Source organism: Mucilaginibacter gossypii (assembly GCF_900100945.1).
Classification (GTDB): domain Bacteria; phylum Bacteroidota; class Bacteroidia; order Sphingobacteriales; family Sphingobacteriaceae; genus Mucilaginibacter; species Mucilaginibacter gossypii.
On sequence record NZ_FNCG01000002.1, the window covers coordinates 533,264 to 547,449 of the forward strand.

The window sequence follows — 14,186 nt, forward strand, 5'->3', positions numbered from 1 at the left end:
CGATTTTACCGATAAACCACCCACCTATACGCTCGATACTTTATCAAAAGTATTACGGTTAGGCAGGCTGGAACAATTTTATAGTTTGATAGATGCTGTTTGCTTACCAGCTAAACTTTAAAAGAGCCACCCCTTGCCTTGGTAACAATACAGTGGCACCTGCCAGCCCTGATTTAGCTTGTAGCGTAACCTGTTTGCCAAACTGTTGTAATTGCTCTGCTTTTTCAAGTTCCTTAATTTGCGTAGCTGTAGGTTTTTGCGGTGAACCCATCTTTTTCCACACTTCGTAGGCATTGCTATGCTCATCATCTATGCGGTATTGAGTTAGTTTTACAAAGGTGGGTGGCAGGTGTCCTATCTTGATCTTTACGGTTTTCCCTGCATCGTGCAGGTCATCATCATGGTAGTTCCACAGCAATACGGTCATTTCTTTTTTATCTGCGGCTGCCAAAGCACCAATATCTGTATTATTTCCCCTGATGCTTGAATCAGCTACGGTTTTAAGCGAATACATCTGGTCGCCGGTTACTTTCAGGCGTTTGCCTTTCATCATGCCCAGCATCCGGAAAACGTTAAGTACCGGCTTATCAACTCCGTTTGTAGCCAAATCGCGGAAGCCATAAAACCAGGGCTGGTTTTCAAACTCGAACGACCATGATACGGAGCCCATAAAATTTATACCTAATGAGTCGGCCAGTTGGTATTCGCGGGCTATGGAAGCTGCTGTATAGCTCGAATACATGGTGCCATTGCGGTAAGCATTTGAGGGATTGGTAGCCATACCGCAGGCCGCGCAACCTTCCGGGTCCGATTCGCCTATCACTATCGGGGTGTTTTTAGTTTCGGGATATGATGCTACAATTTTAAAGCCTTCTCTGATATCGCGGATCTGCGGGGCCATGTTCATACGCACCCGGCCATTGATCAGCGTAGGCTGCCCTTTGGCATGGAAAGAGATCACATCAATAGGCGAACCTATTTTGCCTGTTGCATAGTTGGTGTCGGCAATGCAATGATTAATGAATGCGTTCAAAAACTTCATCCCGCCGGGACTTGAGCCACCTGCAACTTCTGGTCCGCCCACGTGCGCGGTAGGCAGGGCACGTTTTACGCCATGGGCAGCATAATCATACAGTTTAAAGAACTCTTTCATAGTACCTTTCCAGTAGCCTATGTTTGGTTCGTTCCACACTTCCCAGTACCAGCTTTCAACCTCGGTTTGGCCGTAGCGCTGTACACAATGCTTTACCCATTGATAAATAAGCTCTTCCCATTTATTATAATCTTTGGGAGGGTACGCCCATCCTGTGTAAACATCATCATAGTTATCGCCGGGTTTCCAATAATGGCGATAAGGTTTGGGGTGGGTTGACAAGGCCTCGGGCATAAAACCTATCTGGGCATAAGGTTTCATGCCCAGTTTAATGTAAGTGTCGAATATGCTGTCAACCAGGTGCCAGTTATAAATAGGTTTGCCGCTGGCATCCTCAGTATAGGCATTGGTTGATCCCCACTTTAACGCGGCTGTGCCATCGCCTGTGGTAAGCAGGTTGTGCACACGCATGCGTACCGGTACCGGGCTCAAAGTGGCCAACTCCGACAAAAGTTTACGGCCATCCTTCATGTAGGTATAGTTAGGCTCATCGTGGCCAAACCATGCCCAAAAGGGGTACATATCGCCAATTTTATTATTTAGGCTGATGGTGATATTGGCCTGGTCCTGGGCAAAAATGCGGCCGCTGATAAATAATAAAAGGCAGGGGACAAGTTTGATGATCTTCATTCAGGTAGTTTGGTGGTTTATAAGGAGTATAGATCAAACATAGGTAATTTTATTTATTGTAAAAAGAACAATTAAAATGCGGGCATGGCCTTTCAATCAATTTTAAATCACGTACAACATATTTAACTTAATTTACGTTAACAGCGTGTTAATTTATTGTTTACGCGCTTCAGAAATTCTACAGAATTAAATTGTATAATTGCTGCTATCAGCGCTTAATAAGGGGGATTTCTTTGCAAAAGTTCAGGTTTTATTTTATTTCGATGCTATTGGCAGCTTCGTTCTCGCTGTCATCATATGCCCAGGTTAAGGATACATTACAAAAAGATGCTGTAAAAAGGGATTCTTTGCAGAAAGATTCGGCCAGGAATATCCTGACATTGCCCGATACGGTTAAGCATCTTCAAAGTAGGTTTCCGTCATACATACCGCCCGCGGCTTTTATCACTTATGGCCTGTTATCGTTTAAAGTGGGATTTATACGTAATATTGATTATCGCGTACGGAATGATATGAACAAGGATCATCCCGGCTTCCATACCAAGGTTGATAATTACATGCAATACGCGCCTATAGTGTCCGTTTATGCGCTTAACCTGGCTGGTGTTCATGGTAAAAATACATTTATAGACCGTACTATGCTGCTCGTGCTTTCTGAAGCCATATTTGCCGGTACCACTTTTGGCTTAAAACGTGTTACCCACCGTGAGCGGCCCGATGGCTCAGATAAGTTTTCGTTCCCTTCAGGCCATACCGGTAACGCTTTTGTTTCTGCCGAGTTTATGGCCCAGGAATATGGCGACCGGTCGCCCATATACGGTGGTGTGGGCTATGCGTTTGCAACTACCACTGCTATTTTGCGTGTATATAACAACAAGCATTGGTTTAGCGACATCATAGCAGGAGCTGGTTTTGGTATCCTGTCAACCAAAGCGGCTTATTACCTGTACCCGCTTATCCGTAATGGCGTATTCCGTGGGGGAAATGAGAAAGGGAAAAACAACAACTCTTTATTGTTGCCAACTTACCAGGACGGAAGGGTTGGATTAACCTTCGCCAAGAGTTTTTAAACAACTGATCTTATATTTATAATTTGCAACCACCTTAATATTAGGGTGGTTGTTTTGTTTTAGAGGAATTTTTTTTCAAGAAAAATAACTTAGCTATTGTAACGTACGTTTTTAATACATACCTTTGGTTTATGAGTTTGTTTAAAAAGGATATTACTGCTGATTTAACGCCAACCAAAACAGAAATGGACGTTTTGCAGGTGTTGTGGCACCATGGCCCGTCGACAGTGAGGTTTGTGCATGATAAGCTTAACGAGCAAAAGGAAGCGGTAATTTATACAAGCACCCTTAAGCTGATGCAGGTAATGAAAGAGAAGGGGATGCTTAATCGCGATGAAACCAATATGAAGCACGTTTACAGCGCCGCGGTTGAGGAAAGCAGGGTGAAAGGTAATATGCTTGGCCGTTTTGTTGATTCGATGTATAATGGTTCGCCGAGCGATTTGATTGTAGCCCTGTTGGGCAACGACAAAACATCGGCCGAAGAACTCAGAAAAATAAAAGAGCTGCTCAAAAACATGGACGATCAATAATTAAACTTTACAGATATGTACCTGCTCCTTAACACCAACACCATTTCCCACAGCCTGATACAGGCTTTTAGCTGGATGCTGATCCATTCGCTGTGGCAGGGGCTGTTGTTGTCGGTTATGAGTGCGGTGGTGATGTTCCTGACCAAAAAAGCAAGCGCGGCAGTAAGGTACAACCTGGTGCTTGTACTGTTTTTACTGTTTATAGGGAGCTGTCTGTTCACTTTTGTTTGGGAATGGAACAGGCAACCTGTAACTGCGGCGTTTGGTAATGCTATAGGTAATCGTGCATCGCAGCTATTAAACCTTAATGCTGATGGGATCCGGAATTTTGCCAATACCTGTATCGGTTATTTTACCGTCAATGCACCAATGGTTGTGCTGCTGTGGTTTGTGTTTTTCCTGTTCCGCTCTGTAAGGATGATGCGCGGGCTCATATTTATCCATACCGCCAAACACAGGCAGGTATCCGAACCTGTCGGGTATTGGAAAAACAGGGTTGAGCTGCTTTGCGAAAAACTGCAATTGAAGCGGGCTATTCGGCTGCTTGAATCGGGTTATGTGAAAATACCCATGGTTATCGGGCACCTGAAACCGGTAATCCTGATCCCGGCGGGTTTATTGGCAGGGCTGCCGCCCGAACAGGTTGAAGCGGTGTTGCTGCATGAACTGGCCCATATCCGCAGGCATGATTATTTCGTTAACTTTTTACAAACCATTGCCGAAACCGTATTTTTCTTTAATCCCGGCTTATTGTGGATCTCGTCCCTGCTTCGGGATGAGCGGGAAAACTGCTGCGATGATATCGCCCTCGCCCAAACAAAAAACAAACGCGATTTTATACAGGCATTGATCAGCTTTAAAGAACATTCGCTTTACGGAGCAAATTATGCGGTTGCGTTCCCCGGTAAAAAGAACCAGCTGTTGCAAAGGGTAAGCCGCATCCTTGGTAATAAAAACAAAACGGTAAGCCAGGGTGATAAAGCATTTTTGATAAGCGGTGTTGTTATCCTTTCGGCAATAATAGCTACGGCGACCATCGCACAGATCCGGGAAGTTAATAATCCCGGTAATGATAAAACTTATGTGTATAAACAGGAGCGGCATATCACACCATCTGCAGGTGTACAGCCGGTTGCACCCGTTAAATCTGTCGATAAACCAAAACACCCAAAGTACAGAAACATTGCGGTAGCTCAAAAGCCTGTTGCTGCAAATGAAAATGTGATTATGGCTAATGCTGAGCCGCGTTCTCCACAGGAGCAGCTTGAAGCTGATGCGAAGCTCGCAAAACAACGGGCCGAAAAAGAAAGCCAGCAAGTTTCGGCCGATAAAACCGAATATAACCGCGGGCAGGAACAGGCCCGCCGGGATCAGGAACATGCCAAAGTAGATCAGGACCAGGCTCGTCGCGACCAGGAGCAGGCCAAACGTGATCAGGAACAAGCCATGCGGGATCAGGCGCAGGCTAAACTTGACCAGGAACAGGCCGAAAGGGACCAGGTACAAGCTAAGCGCGATCAGGAGCAGACGCGCCGTGACCAGGCACAGGTAAGTAAACCCCAAACAGAACCTATAAAAAGCAAAGTAAGCGTTCAGAATTAAGCAGGTACATTTCTTATTTGGTAGTTAGAGCAGAGGTGCACCCTGCTTTATTGGCCGGACTATGTAATAATCAATTATGTTAACAATCAATTTTTAAACTGCCCTTCCCTTGGGCGGAAGGGAAATCTATTGCCCAAGTTTTAAACTATTAAATCAACAGAAAAATGAAAACCAATTATTTAAGGAGTGCCCTGTTGCTGATAGCAGCAACGGCGTTAACAACTGCGGCAAATGCGCAGAAACCGGGAAAAAAAACGGCCTTCAACGCCTTTTCTTTCCACCAAACTGCATTGCTGTCTAGTTTCTGTAACGCCATTACTATTTTCTGCAACATTCCTATTGGGAATGCCCCGGAACCACAGGCTGGATCTAATATTTTGATCCTATCTAATGCTTTTAAGATTTCCTGTTTTTCATTACTTTCAAATTGTATGTTTTCGCCGTTATCCAGTTTAAACAGAGGTTCCAATCGTTCATTAGAAATATCGGTTTGTGCATGAATATAGTATACTAAGCTTTGCGAAGTCATGTAATCGACTATTTCGCGGGGTGTATAAAAGCTACCGGTAGATTTCCTCGCAGTATCACCGCTATCTGGGTCAATTTCTGCTAATAAGTTTTCAAATATCCTTCCTAACATTTCAGGATCAACGCTTACCTCAATATCAACTACCGAATTCTCATCGATTGTAAAATTGTATTTCTCTAGCTCAATAAAAAAATCAAAAAACCACTCGTCCGGAATGACAAGTGTATTGATATTTTGTGACAGTCCCGTCGTTTTGTTTAATGAATAATAGTCCTCATCTTGCTGTTCAAATAGACCGCCATTTAAAAAAGGAACTTGTTCGCAACCTAAGGGCAGGTCTTCATTCCTAAAATCCATCGGAGTGTTTAGAGTTTGAAAAAAAAGTTTCTCCAAGATAAAATGATAATAACCTGGGTTTTCTTTCACAGCTTCACTAGAAAGTAAATGTTCAGGTAATAAGGAAATATCTAACCTGGATTTTTTAACTTTCAGAAACCAGCAAAAAACCGTCCGGCCAATTAGCCGAACTGCGAACTCTTGGTAAATTTCATGCGAACCCGGACCGTCTCCTATTGAAGGTAAAATGAGACTCCTTTCATAATTAATCGTTTTGCCATTTCGGATTCGTTTGCCTCCAATTAAATTGGAAAATTTATCTGCGATAATTTCATAAAATTCCTTGTTTAATGCCTCAACGCTAAAGGCACTTCTTAAATCTTCCAGGCCAATCGGCTTGCCCGATAACGAAATAATCCTTAAAACAGGGGTTCTGATTTTTTCTCCTCTTCCTAAAAGATATGTATATCGCTTAGGTTCGGTTTTTTTTACACCTATAGTTCCATCTTCATCGAGAGTCCTTATTTCTGATACAAAAGATAAACGCCACTTGTTGTCTTGAACAAAAACAATTAAGGCACCGTCCACGTCGTATTTATAAACTTGTCTAAGTAGTTCCCTTAAACCTACTTTATTGCGTTCAAGCCAAACTCCCGGTTTAATATTGACTTGATAAATCCCAATAATTCTATCGTCTTTAGTATTGAAATTACCCAATTCGAACGCCTCAGATGCCTTATCATTCGTTGGCAATAAAATAGACAGTGGATTTTGATGTAAAAATTTTACATCGAATATGTCCACCAATACCTTTTGCCATAATTCAATTGAATATGGCTTTGAAAATATGTCTTGTAATTGTTTTTTATCCATTAATAAATGTCTCGCTTAAAACAACTTCAGGTGAAATGTTAACTTCAATTTCTTCTGGTTTTTCTTCATCACTTGATTCGTAAGCATCATATTTATTAGCAACAAGCAATATAAGGTTATCCAATTGTCCATACGTAATTTGCCGTTTGTCTAATTGTTGCCTGATTTTTTTTAATTCATTAGGTAATGGTGTATGTACACCTTTATCCACTAGAATAATTAAGTTTTCACAGGCAACTTTTACTTCTGACCTCTTAGTGAGACTTTTAAAATCTCTCAAAAACTTTTTAGCTTGAGACGAAACTCCGTCAGCTTTATCATTAGTTGTTACTGTTGCCGTAGATACACCTAAAAAATCCTTCTCAAAAGTAGTCAAAGCTGTTTGAACTTGATTATAATGCATTTCAGGTAACTCAAAAGATGTTTCATTTATTTTTGCCTGAAATAATTCTGCTGCTTCAAGAAATGACAGGGGGGTTGGTTTAAATTTTTCATCGACTTTATAAAACTCGATTTTGAAATTAGATTTTAGAAACACAACAGATGAATTAATTACATTCTCTTTTTGAGCTTCTTTGCTATCTCTTGCTGTCCTTGCCTTTAATGGAAAACCTTTAATTCTTTTGAACTCCTTAGGATTATTGTCTTTAAACTCTCTAATAAATCGAAGATATTGTAAACGTTTATCTTCATCATCAGGCAATCCTTCTTTAAACAATTCAAACTGTTCTAACAGCTCTTCGTGCGTATAAATTTGCGCATCCTCACCAAAGGCTGTGTGAAATCCTTGTAATTTAACCAAAGCTTTGCTGTATAGTTTAATTTCCTCATCTCCCTGTTGCGAAGGATAAAAGTTATAATTATAGATGACACCGGCTACACTGCCAATTCTATTAACGCGTCCAATACGTTGCATTAATCTAGTTGCATTCCAAGGGGTATCATAATTCACAATAACATTGGCACGGTGCATATTTACACCTTCTGCTAAAACATCAGTAGTGATAATTATACTGTAAGTGTTTTTTTGCTCTCCTAAATAATTGGCATCAAAATTTTCCTGTATAGTATCAAATTGTTTACTCCTGTTTTCAGAGGATATACAAAGGATTTTTTGATCTAGAATTGCTTCTAACTTTTCACAGAGATAATGTGCCGTGTCGGCGCTTTCTGTAAACACAACAAGTTTGCCTGTGGGGTTAATTTCCTTGTTAAATAATTCGGTCTTAAGAGCAACAACAAATTTATCTAATTTGGGATCTTCGATTATGTTTTTCCATTCCTCAACCAACTCACTTAAAAAATCATGATCTTTTTTTAAATCAATAATGAAATTTTCGTCGAAATCTTGCGGTTTAAAAACATTGCTTTTAGGATTTGATATACTGTCTTCCAAAATTTTTGTTTCAATCTGTTCAAATGATAACCCCTTTTCCATTAAACTATTAACACCAAGATCAGGTGCTATAAATATCTTCCCTTTTTCAAACATCTCAATCATCCTACCAGTCGATATTTTGAGGTTATTAAGTGAAGATTTAAAAGCAGTAAAGCTACTTTCAAGCCGTTTTATCATTAGCGTTTTCATTATAGCTGCAAGTGAATAAGAAACCAATTCAGCATTGTCATAGACACCCTCGCTAATTTCCTTATTTAATGCACCTATAGCCTGATAGCGTTTGTAATTAATTTTGTCTTTGTCCGTTAAAAAAAATATCGTGTGATAAAATAATTTGCTCAAGCGCGTATTTAATTCGTATAATTTTGCCTTGGGAGCGGCGATTTCAGGAAACCTTATTCCTTGCGCATTTAAGTCTTCGAGATATTTAGGATAGTTTTTCAAATCTCTTCTTGTTCTCCGGACTGTTATTTGTGAAATAACTTTTTCCCTAATTGTTAGATATAACGCGCGGATTCGTTCCATGTCAGGAATGTCAGCTTGTAGAATTTCACGATATTCGCGAATAATCGGTCCGAAAAAAGTTTGAAGGTTCGTAACCTGCAATGTACTACGCCTTGCGTCTTGGAAAAGCAACAACTGATAGTATAAATCCTGTGGCCGGTTATTTAATGGGGTTGCGGATATTAGCATTACCTTTTTCCTTGCACCGGATAGTAATCCTTCGCCGTTGCGAGGTGCCTTACATATCCGCTGCAATTGGCTAAACATTTGCGATGTATGATTGCGATATCTATGCGCTTCGTCAACCAGTACTAGATCATAATCTTCTTTAGCCCAATAGTTTATATCACCTTCGATTATTTTATTGATTTTGCCATTTGAAACAAATTTAGTATGGCGATCAATCCCAAATTGTTTAAAAGTATTTTTCCAATTCTTTTCGAGCGCAGGAGGGTATACGACAAGAATCTTAGTATATAATGACCCGTTAGCAATTAAGAACCGCTTTGCAATCATAGCAGCAACTACAGTTTTACCTAAACCTACTACATCTGCTAAAAAGAAACCATTATGCTCACTAAGCATTTGAAAGCCTTCGTTCACAGCATCTATTTGGTAACTAAGCTTCTTAAAAGATTTGGGTAAATCACCTACAGTATCTGGGTCATAATCAATGTTTTTTCCAAAATATTCAATCAAAAATTTGATGTAAATCTCAAATGGCGTGAATGATTGACCAATATGTGTTTTTTGTTTCCACAATTGTATGTCGGCAGGTAATATTTGAGTGCTTTCTGCCCACAAATTACTAAACTCCAATTTTGTGAACTGAACATCATCGTAGTTTTTCAATGCAATATTAAGTTCATAATTAGGCGCTTTTTTGAGACCCAGACCAGCATCTGTTAAATTGGATGACCCCATTATTACCCACCCATCGGAATGTTCTGTGTGTTTTTCAGGCAGAAATAAATAAAACTTAGCATGTATAGCTTTGGATTTATGAGCTCTAATTTCGATACGACCGTCGATCATATCATTTATAAATTGCAAAATTCCATTTTCAACGGTAGAAGAATATTTTGCCTCTTTTATGTCTTGAATAAACCACTTCAAAAACTCATCTTTTGCTTTTACCTCATCTCCAAAGTACAACAGTCCCTTACTTTGAGCCTCGGCAAACATTTGGTCAACGTTTATTCCGACAAGTATTTTAATTTCTTTTAAGTCTTTTAAATGCTCTTGCAAAGCGAAATAACCTGAAGATCGAAAATATCCTATAACGGCATGAAAGGCATATAAGTCTTTCATGTCACGGATTATTCCTGTGAATTTATCAAAGAGATTGCGCTCTTTGTTATTAGTAAAAAAATGAGATGACATACACTACAATATTAAAGCAATATCTCACTAAAATTTCATATTGTTTTAATTTATAAGATTTTTATAACCGCCTCTCTAGTCGATTAAAATTTATTTTTATAACTAGCTTTTAAAAAATGAGTATTTTAAATTATAGTTATGAAGCATCGATTTGCTATATGATTTGAGCTCAAGCAGATAGATTATGTGCAGCAGGAAATATTTCTCTCTACGCGGCGAGGCCGGTAATAGAATGGTTCACGTGCAATAACGTGCTGTGTAGTTCAGCAACTTTCGGTAGCAAAGTTGGTATGTATATTTATCCCAACTAATGTAACGATAAGCCTTAAAAATTGGGTCTTATCGTTACACTGGAAGTAAACTTTTCATTATCATGGCCTATATCGGCATCTCTTTTTCCGCTTAAACTGATTCACCGCATTTTGATCCATATCACCAGCATTGTTATCAACGCCGAGCAAATTCCCGATAAGATTGCCACCAAGTATAGCCGAATTAACCATCTGCTGCCGACCCGATTGTTGGATTGATAGATCTGCTCCGCGCTCGCCACGATGCTTTTTATTTGAAATGATAGGTTGGCCGCTGTGCTCTCCAACTGGTTGAGCCGCCTTGATGTTATTTCTATTTGCCTTTCCGATTTGATCCTGTAGTTTTCCAGTGCCCTGCTGTACATCATTTCTATTTCCGGCAGTAACTTTTGTATCTGCGATAGTTCGCTCAGTTGCTCCGGTAGAGGTTGATTGTCCGGTTCGTTCAGACTGGTTGGCTCTTGTCCTAACATTTGCCTGGTATATTGCTGTGCGATCTCTTTCTTGTTCATAATTGATAGCATTTTTAACAGCCTGCCATTTGTAAGCGTTTCCTAAATGAGCGCCTTTAAATTGCATCCCTTCATAGCCGTAAGAAATTCCACTTACAAATCCGGTGCTGGCCTGATTAAATAAAGCATTAATACCCTGTGCTTTAAGTTGACTGATAAATTGCTCTGCGATTGGCTTTTGATTTAGTATGTTTTTTATAGTGACCTGCAACTTCATTTTTACAGATGGTTCGTCTGTGTGCTTCATCATTTCCAACTCGTTCTTAGTCATCGCTCGTTCTTTTGCCTGGCGACTGGAGATTACTTCAGTTAATCCGTATTGCTTTTCTAACTTCCTAATTATCTGTTCGCTTCGCTGGTAGTCTTTACTATCGGAAAGGACTGTACCATCATAACCAATGCGGTTAACTAAAATGTGCATGTGGGGATGATCTGCATCAAAGTGACGGAATATTGCATATTGGTGTTGGTCAAATCCCATAGCCTCCAGATAATCTTTGGCAATGGTTAACATTTGATCATCCTTCAAATTTTCATGTGGTGGAAAGTTAACCGAGGTATGATAAAAGTATTTGGCCAAATTGGGCCTTAGCACTCGGATCATTTTTACTTCATCCATAATTGTCCGCTCGTCGTGTTGAGCAAATGAAGTGTCGAGCCACTTTGCTACGCCCTTGTTTACTTTCTCAAGGTTATAATTAAGTGCTCCTCTAAAACCCTTCCCTTTGACCTGATCCCCTGTCATTTCATTAAACAGTTTAAAATATCCTTCTGCGTTTTCATCAATCCTAAAAGGATAGAAAGGTAGGCCGGTGATAATTTGCCCGCGTGTAACTGCTTTACTGCCTGATTGAGATTTACACCAACCTTTTGCAGTTCACGGTACAGCGCTGCATTTACTGGCGATAGCTTTATATTGGGAAATCTTCCAGTAAAGGCTTTTTGCCTGATCCAGTTTGCCGGTGTCATGCCCGATGCTTCGGCATAGTTTAAGACGGTATCATTCTCATCTTTTGTCAGCCGGATATTCACTTGTATGATCCTTTTTTCTTCTTCCTGTAACGTTGGCCTTCCCATGATCTTAGATTTTTAAACGAAGTGCAAAATCAATTTTAACTCCGAAGGAGCAAGCCGTTTAAGCGTAGCGAAAACATGGCTTGCTCCTAACAGATGAACACACATTTATTTACTGAAATTTATACGTTTGCTTTTTGCTTCCCCTCTCAAAACTTTCATAATATCCTCGTAATTGTAGTAAAGGATACCACCTATTTTAGTGAATGGTATAGTTCCATTCTGCCGTAAGTTTTGCAAGGTATTGTCGGAGATTTTTAGAAGATTCTTAACCTGGTAGGTCTTTAAAAACTTTTTTTGCTCCTCTGTTGAGCCGCCGCCTCACAAAGCTTTCATTTGATTTATCAATCGTTCTCCAAACTCCTGCAAATCCTCTCTGGTGATAATTTCTGCAGCCATAATAAATATTCGTTTTTATTTGTTAAAACTTAAACCTATTGCGATATATGGTATTAGACAAGTCCAACTTTCGGCTGTACCCTTGGTACAAAGTTGTACCCTTTGTTTAAATAAAATTCACCACTCATGCCTAACTTATGTGTTTTTTTTATTACAACGAGTTGTTATGTATTAGCACAAAAGTGAAAGTCTTGCTTGAAAAAACTTCACACCTCATGTACGAGGTAGGTGTTTTTTTAACAAAAATCAACGAATGGTATTGGAATTTACTCCAAGTTTATCCGAGTCGGACTTGGAAATTTTTAAAGCAAGATTGGGCTTGCCATTATAAACAATTTGATGTTCCAATTTGGAACATCAAATTGTTTAATTTATTAACTATTACTGATTGGTGATTTTATTAAGGACGGTAGATTTTTTCTCTTCCATCTTACCTCTTAGCATATCCATATCCCGGCTAACTGTACTATCTAAAATTTTTGCATAATGCTGGGTAGTACGAATATTCTTATGTCCCAACATTTTTGAAATGCTTTCTATAGATACCCCGTTTGCAAGCGTAACTGTAGTGGCGAAGGTGTGCCTGGCAATATGAAACGTTAATTCCTTTTGAATGCCGCATACATCAGCTATCTCTTTTAAATAGGCATTCATTTTTTGATTGCTTAAAACTGGCAGCAATTTCCCTTCATTAATACATGAGGGATAATCTTCATATTTTTTCAATAGTTCAAGAGCCACGGGCAGTAAAGGGATGCGGGAAGCAGTGTCGGTTTTTTGCCTTGTAGTAAATATCCACTTCTGGCTATCAATGCCGGTGCTTATTTCAGAGCGTTTCAATTTATTGACATCGGCGTAAGCCAGGCCGGTATAACAACTGAATAAAAATACATCACGAACTTGATTCAGTCTTTCTGAAACAAAGCGCTTTTCACTAATCAAATCCAGCTCCTCTCTTGATAAGAAATCTCTGATTACTTCTTTAATCTTCGTCTTATAGTTAATAAAAGGACTACGTACAAGCCAATTGTTAGCCACGCAGATATGGATTATCTTTTTTAAGTTCTTGATATACTTTACTGCTGAGTTGTTATTGCAGTGCCTTACGGTTCTAAGATAGAATTCCAGCGATGTTACAAACTCATGGTCTAAATCCTGAATATTAATATCAGAGACCTTATACTTCCACTTTAAAAAGTTTTTTACATGTTTAATCGTGGTCTGATAGCGAATGGCTGTAGCAGGTGCATACTCTTTTCCAACCAGCGCCTCAACCTGCCTGTTATGATCTTCAAAGATGGGGATCAACATACGGCAAACAACTTCCTCTTCAATGCCATTCATGCGATCTTTAAAGGTTTGTGCGGTAATGGGGATTTTCCGTTCGATCATTTCCCGATAAATCTCATAAGCTTTTTGCTCAATTGTCTTGAGGTGGCTGTTGACAGATCGGGCATCTTCTGTATTGCCCATTACTTTTTGGGCGGTATTATTCCATTTATCAGGCGGGGCGTTTCGCTTAGTTGCGATCTCAACTCGCTCACTATCAATAGTTATCCGAAGATAAATAGGGGCGTTTCCATTGGGTAACGCCTTTGTTCGTTTCATCTGAAACAAAAGGGCAAAAGATTTTGTCATTTTCAGGTCTCTAAAGGGTTAAAAAATCAGTCCTTTACACAGCGGATTTCAATCAGTTGATTTTGTATAACAAATTGAAATACAATAGCTTCCAGTGTTTCCAGAGACCTAAGGTAAGAAACTTGTCGAGGTCTCCGAATAGGTCTCTAGAACGTTGAGCTATTTTGACATCTTTTGAGGGAGAATTCATAAAAAAAACGCTATAAAACCGGGTTTTATAGCGTTTTGATCTTCTTTAGA

9 protein-coding genes and 1 pseudogene are annotated in these 14,186 nt (G+C 39.6%); 3 read left to right on the forward strand and 7 right to left on the reverse strand.

Going from position 1 to position 14,186, the window contains the following annotated elements; translation table 11 throughout:
- Positions 1–103 precede the first annotated feature (103 nt).
- On the reverse strand, positions 104–1,783 hold the full coding sequence (locus BLS28_RS05800; RefSeq protein WP_091163326.1) for a GH39 family glycosyl hydrolase: 1,680 nt from the start codon (positions 1,781–1,783) through the stop codon (positions 104–106).
- Between the two features lie 263 nt (positions 1,784–2,046).
- Here BLS28_RS05800 and BLS28_RS05805 point away from each other — a divergent pair, with 263 nt between their 5' ends.
- The 3 genes from BLS28_RS05805 (at position 2,047) to BLS28_RS05815 (ending at position 4,988) form a co-directional block, all read left to right on the forward strand.
- Positions 2,047–2,853, forward strand: coding sequence for a phosphatase PAP2 family protein (locus BLS28_RS05805; protein WP_091163327.1), 807 nt, complete (start codon positions 2,047–2,049; stop codon positions 2,851–2,853).
- 131 nt (positions 2,854–2,984) lie between these two features.
- Entirely contained in the window at positions 2,985–3,386 is a 402-nt protein-coding gene (locus BLS28_RS05810; protein WP_091163328.1) for a BlaI/MecI/CopY family transcriptional regulator, read from the forward strand.
- A gap of 15 nt (positions 3,387–3,401) precedes the next feature.
- Positions 3,402–4,988 carry a M56 family metallopeptidase gene (locus BLS28_RS05815; RefSeq protein ID WP_091163329.1) on the forward strand — a complete coding sequence of 529 codons (1,587 nt, stop codon included), beginning with the start codon at positions 3,402–3,404 and terminating at the stop codon, positions 4,986–4,988.
- Positions 4,989–5,163: 175 nt separating this feature from the next.
- On the opposite strand, the gene BLS28_RS05820 is transcribed toward BLS28_RS05815, so the two are convergent.
- From BLS28_RS05820 to BLS28_RS05850, 6 genes and pseudogenes are all read right to left on the reverse strand, one after another.
- Positions 5,164–6,726, reverse strand: a complete 1,563-nt coding sequence (locus BLS28_RS05820; protein ID WP_091163330.1) for a DNA methyltransferase family protein — start codon at positions 6,724–6,726, stop codon at positions 5,164–5,166.
- Positions 6,719–10,012: a helicase-related protein gene (locus BLS28_RS05825; RefSeq protein ID WP_091163331.1), complete on the reverse strand. Its 3,294-nt coding sequence runs from the start codon at positions 10,010–10,012 to the stop codon at positions 6,719–6,721. The genes BLS28_RS05820 and BLS28_RS05825 overlap by 8 nt, the downstream gene beginning before the upstream one ends.
- Before the next feature lie 371 nt (positions 10,013–10,383).
- Entirely contained in the window at positions 10,384–11,580 is a 1,197-nt protein-coding gene (locus BLS28_RS05830; protein ID WP_091163332.1) for a relaxase/mobilization nuclease domain-containing protein, read from the reverse strand.
- On the reverse strand, positions 11,577–11,912 hold the full coding sequence (locus tag BLS28_RS05835; protein ID WP_091163333.1) for a plasmid mobilization protein: 336 nt from the start codon (positions 11,910–11,912) through the stop codon (positions 11,577–11,579). Before BLS28_RS05835 ends, BLS28_RS05830 begins: the two co-directional genes overlap by 4 nt.
- 105 nt (positions 11,913–12,017) lie before the next feature.
- Positions 12,018–12,185, reverse strand: a pseudogene (locus BLS28_RS31540) (helix-turn-helix domain-containing protein); the annotation flags it as partial.
- Positions 12,186–12,689: 504 nt separating this feature from the next.
- On the reverse strand, positions 12,690–13,946 hold the full coding sequence (locus tag BLS28_RS05850; RefSeq protein ID WP_091163335.1) for a site-specific integrase: 1,257 nt from the start codon (positions 13,944–13,946) through the stop codon (positions 12,690–12,692).
- Positions 13,947–14,186 lie beyond the last annotated feature (240 nt).

Bases quoted from the DNA above. Each gene is read 5' to 3' on its own strand.
- BLS28_RS05800 (WP_091163326.1), bottom strand. From the start codon at position 1,783: ATGAAGATCATCAAACTTGTCCCCTGCCTTTTATTATTTATCAGCGGC.
- BLS28_RS05805 (WP_091163327.1), top strand. From the start codon at position 2,047: ATGCTATTGGCAGCTTCGTTCTCGCTGTCATCATATGCCCAGGTTAAG.
- BLS28_RS05810 (WP_091163328.1), top strand. From the start codon at position 2,985: ATGAGTTTGTTTAAAAAGGATATTACTGCTGATTTAACGCCAACCAAA.
- BLS28_RS05815 (WP_091163329.1), top strand. From the start codon at position 3,402: ATGTACCTGCTCCTTAACACCAACACCATTTCCCACAGCCTGATACAG.
- BLS28_RS05820 (WP_091163330.1), bottom strand. From the start codon at position 6,726: ATGGATAAAAAACAATTACAAGACATATTTTCAAAGCCATATTCAATT.
- BLS28_RS05825 (WP_091163331.1), bottom strand. From the start codon at position 10,012: ATGTCATCTCATTTTTTTACTAATAACAAAGAGCGCAATCTCTTTGAT.
- BLS28_RS05830 (WP_091163332.1), bottom strand. From the start codon at position 11,580: ATGACAGGGGATCAGGTCAAAGGGAAGGGTTTTAGAGGAGCACTTAAT.
- BLS28_RS05835 (WP_091163333.1), bottom strand. From the start codon at position 11,912: ATGGGAAGGCCAACGTTACAGGAAGAAGAAAAAAGGATCATACAAGTG.
- BLS28_RS05850 (WP_091163335.1), bottom strand. From the start codon at position 13,946: ATGACAAAATCTTTTGCCCTTTTGTTTCAGATGAAACGAACAAAGGCG.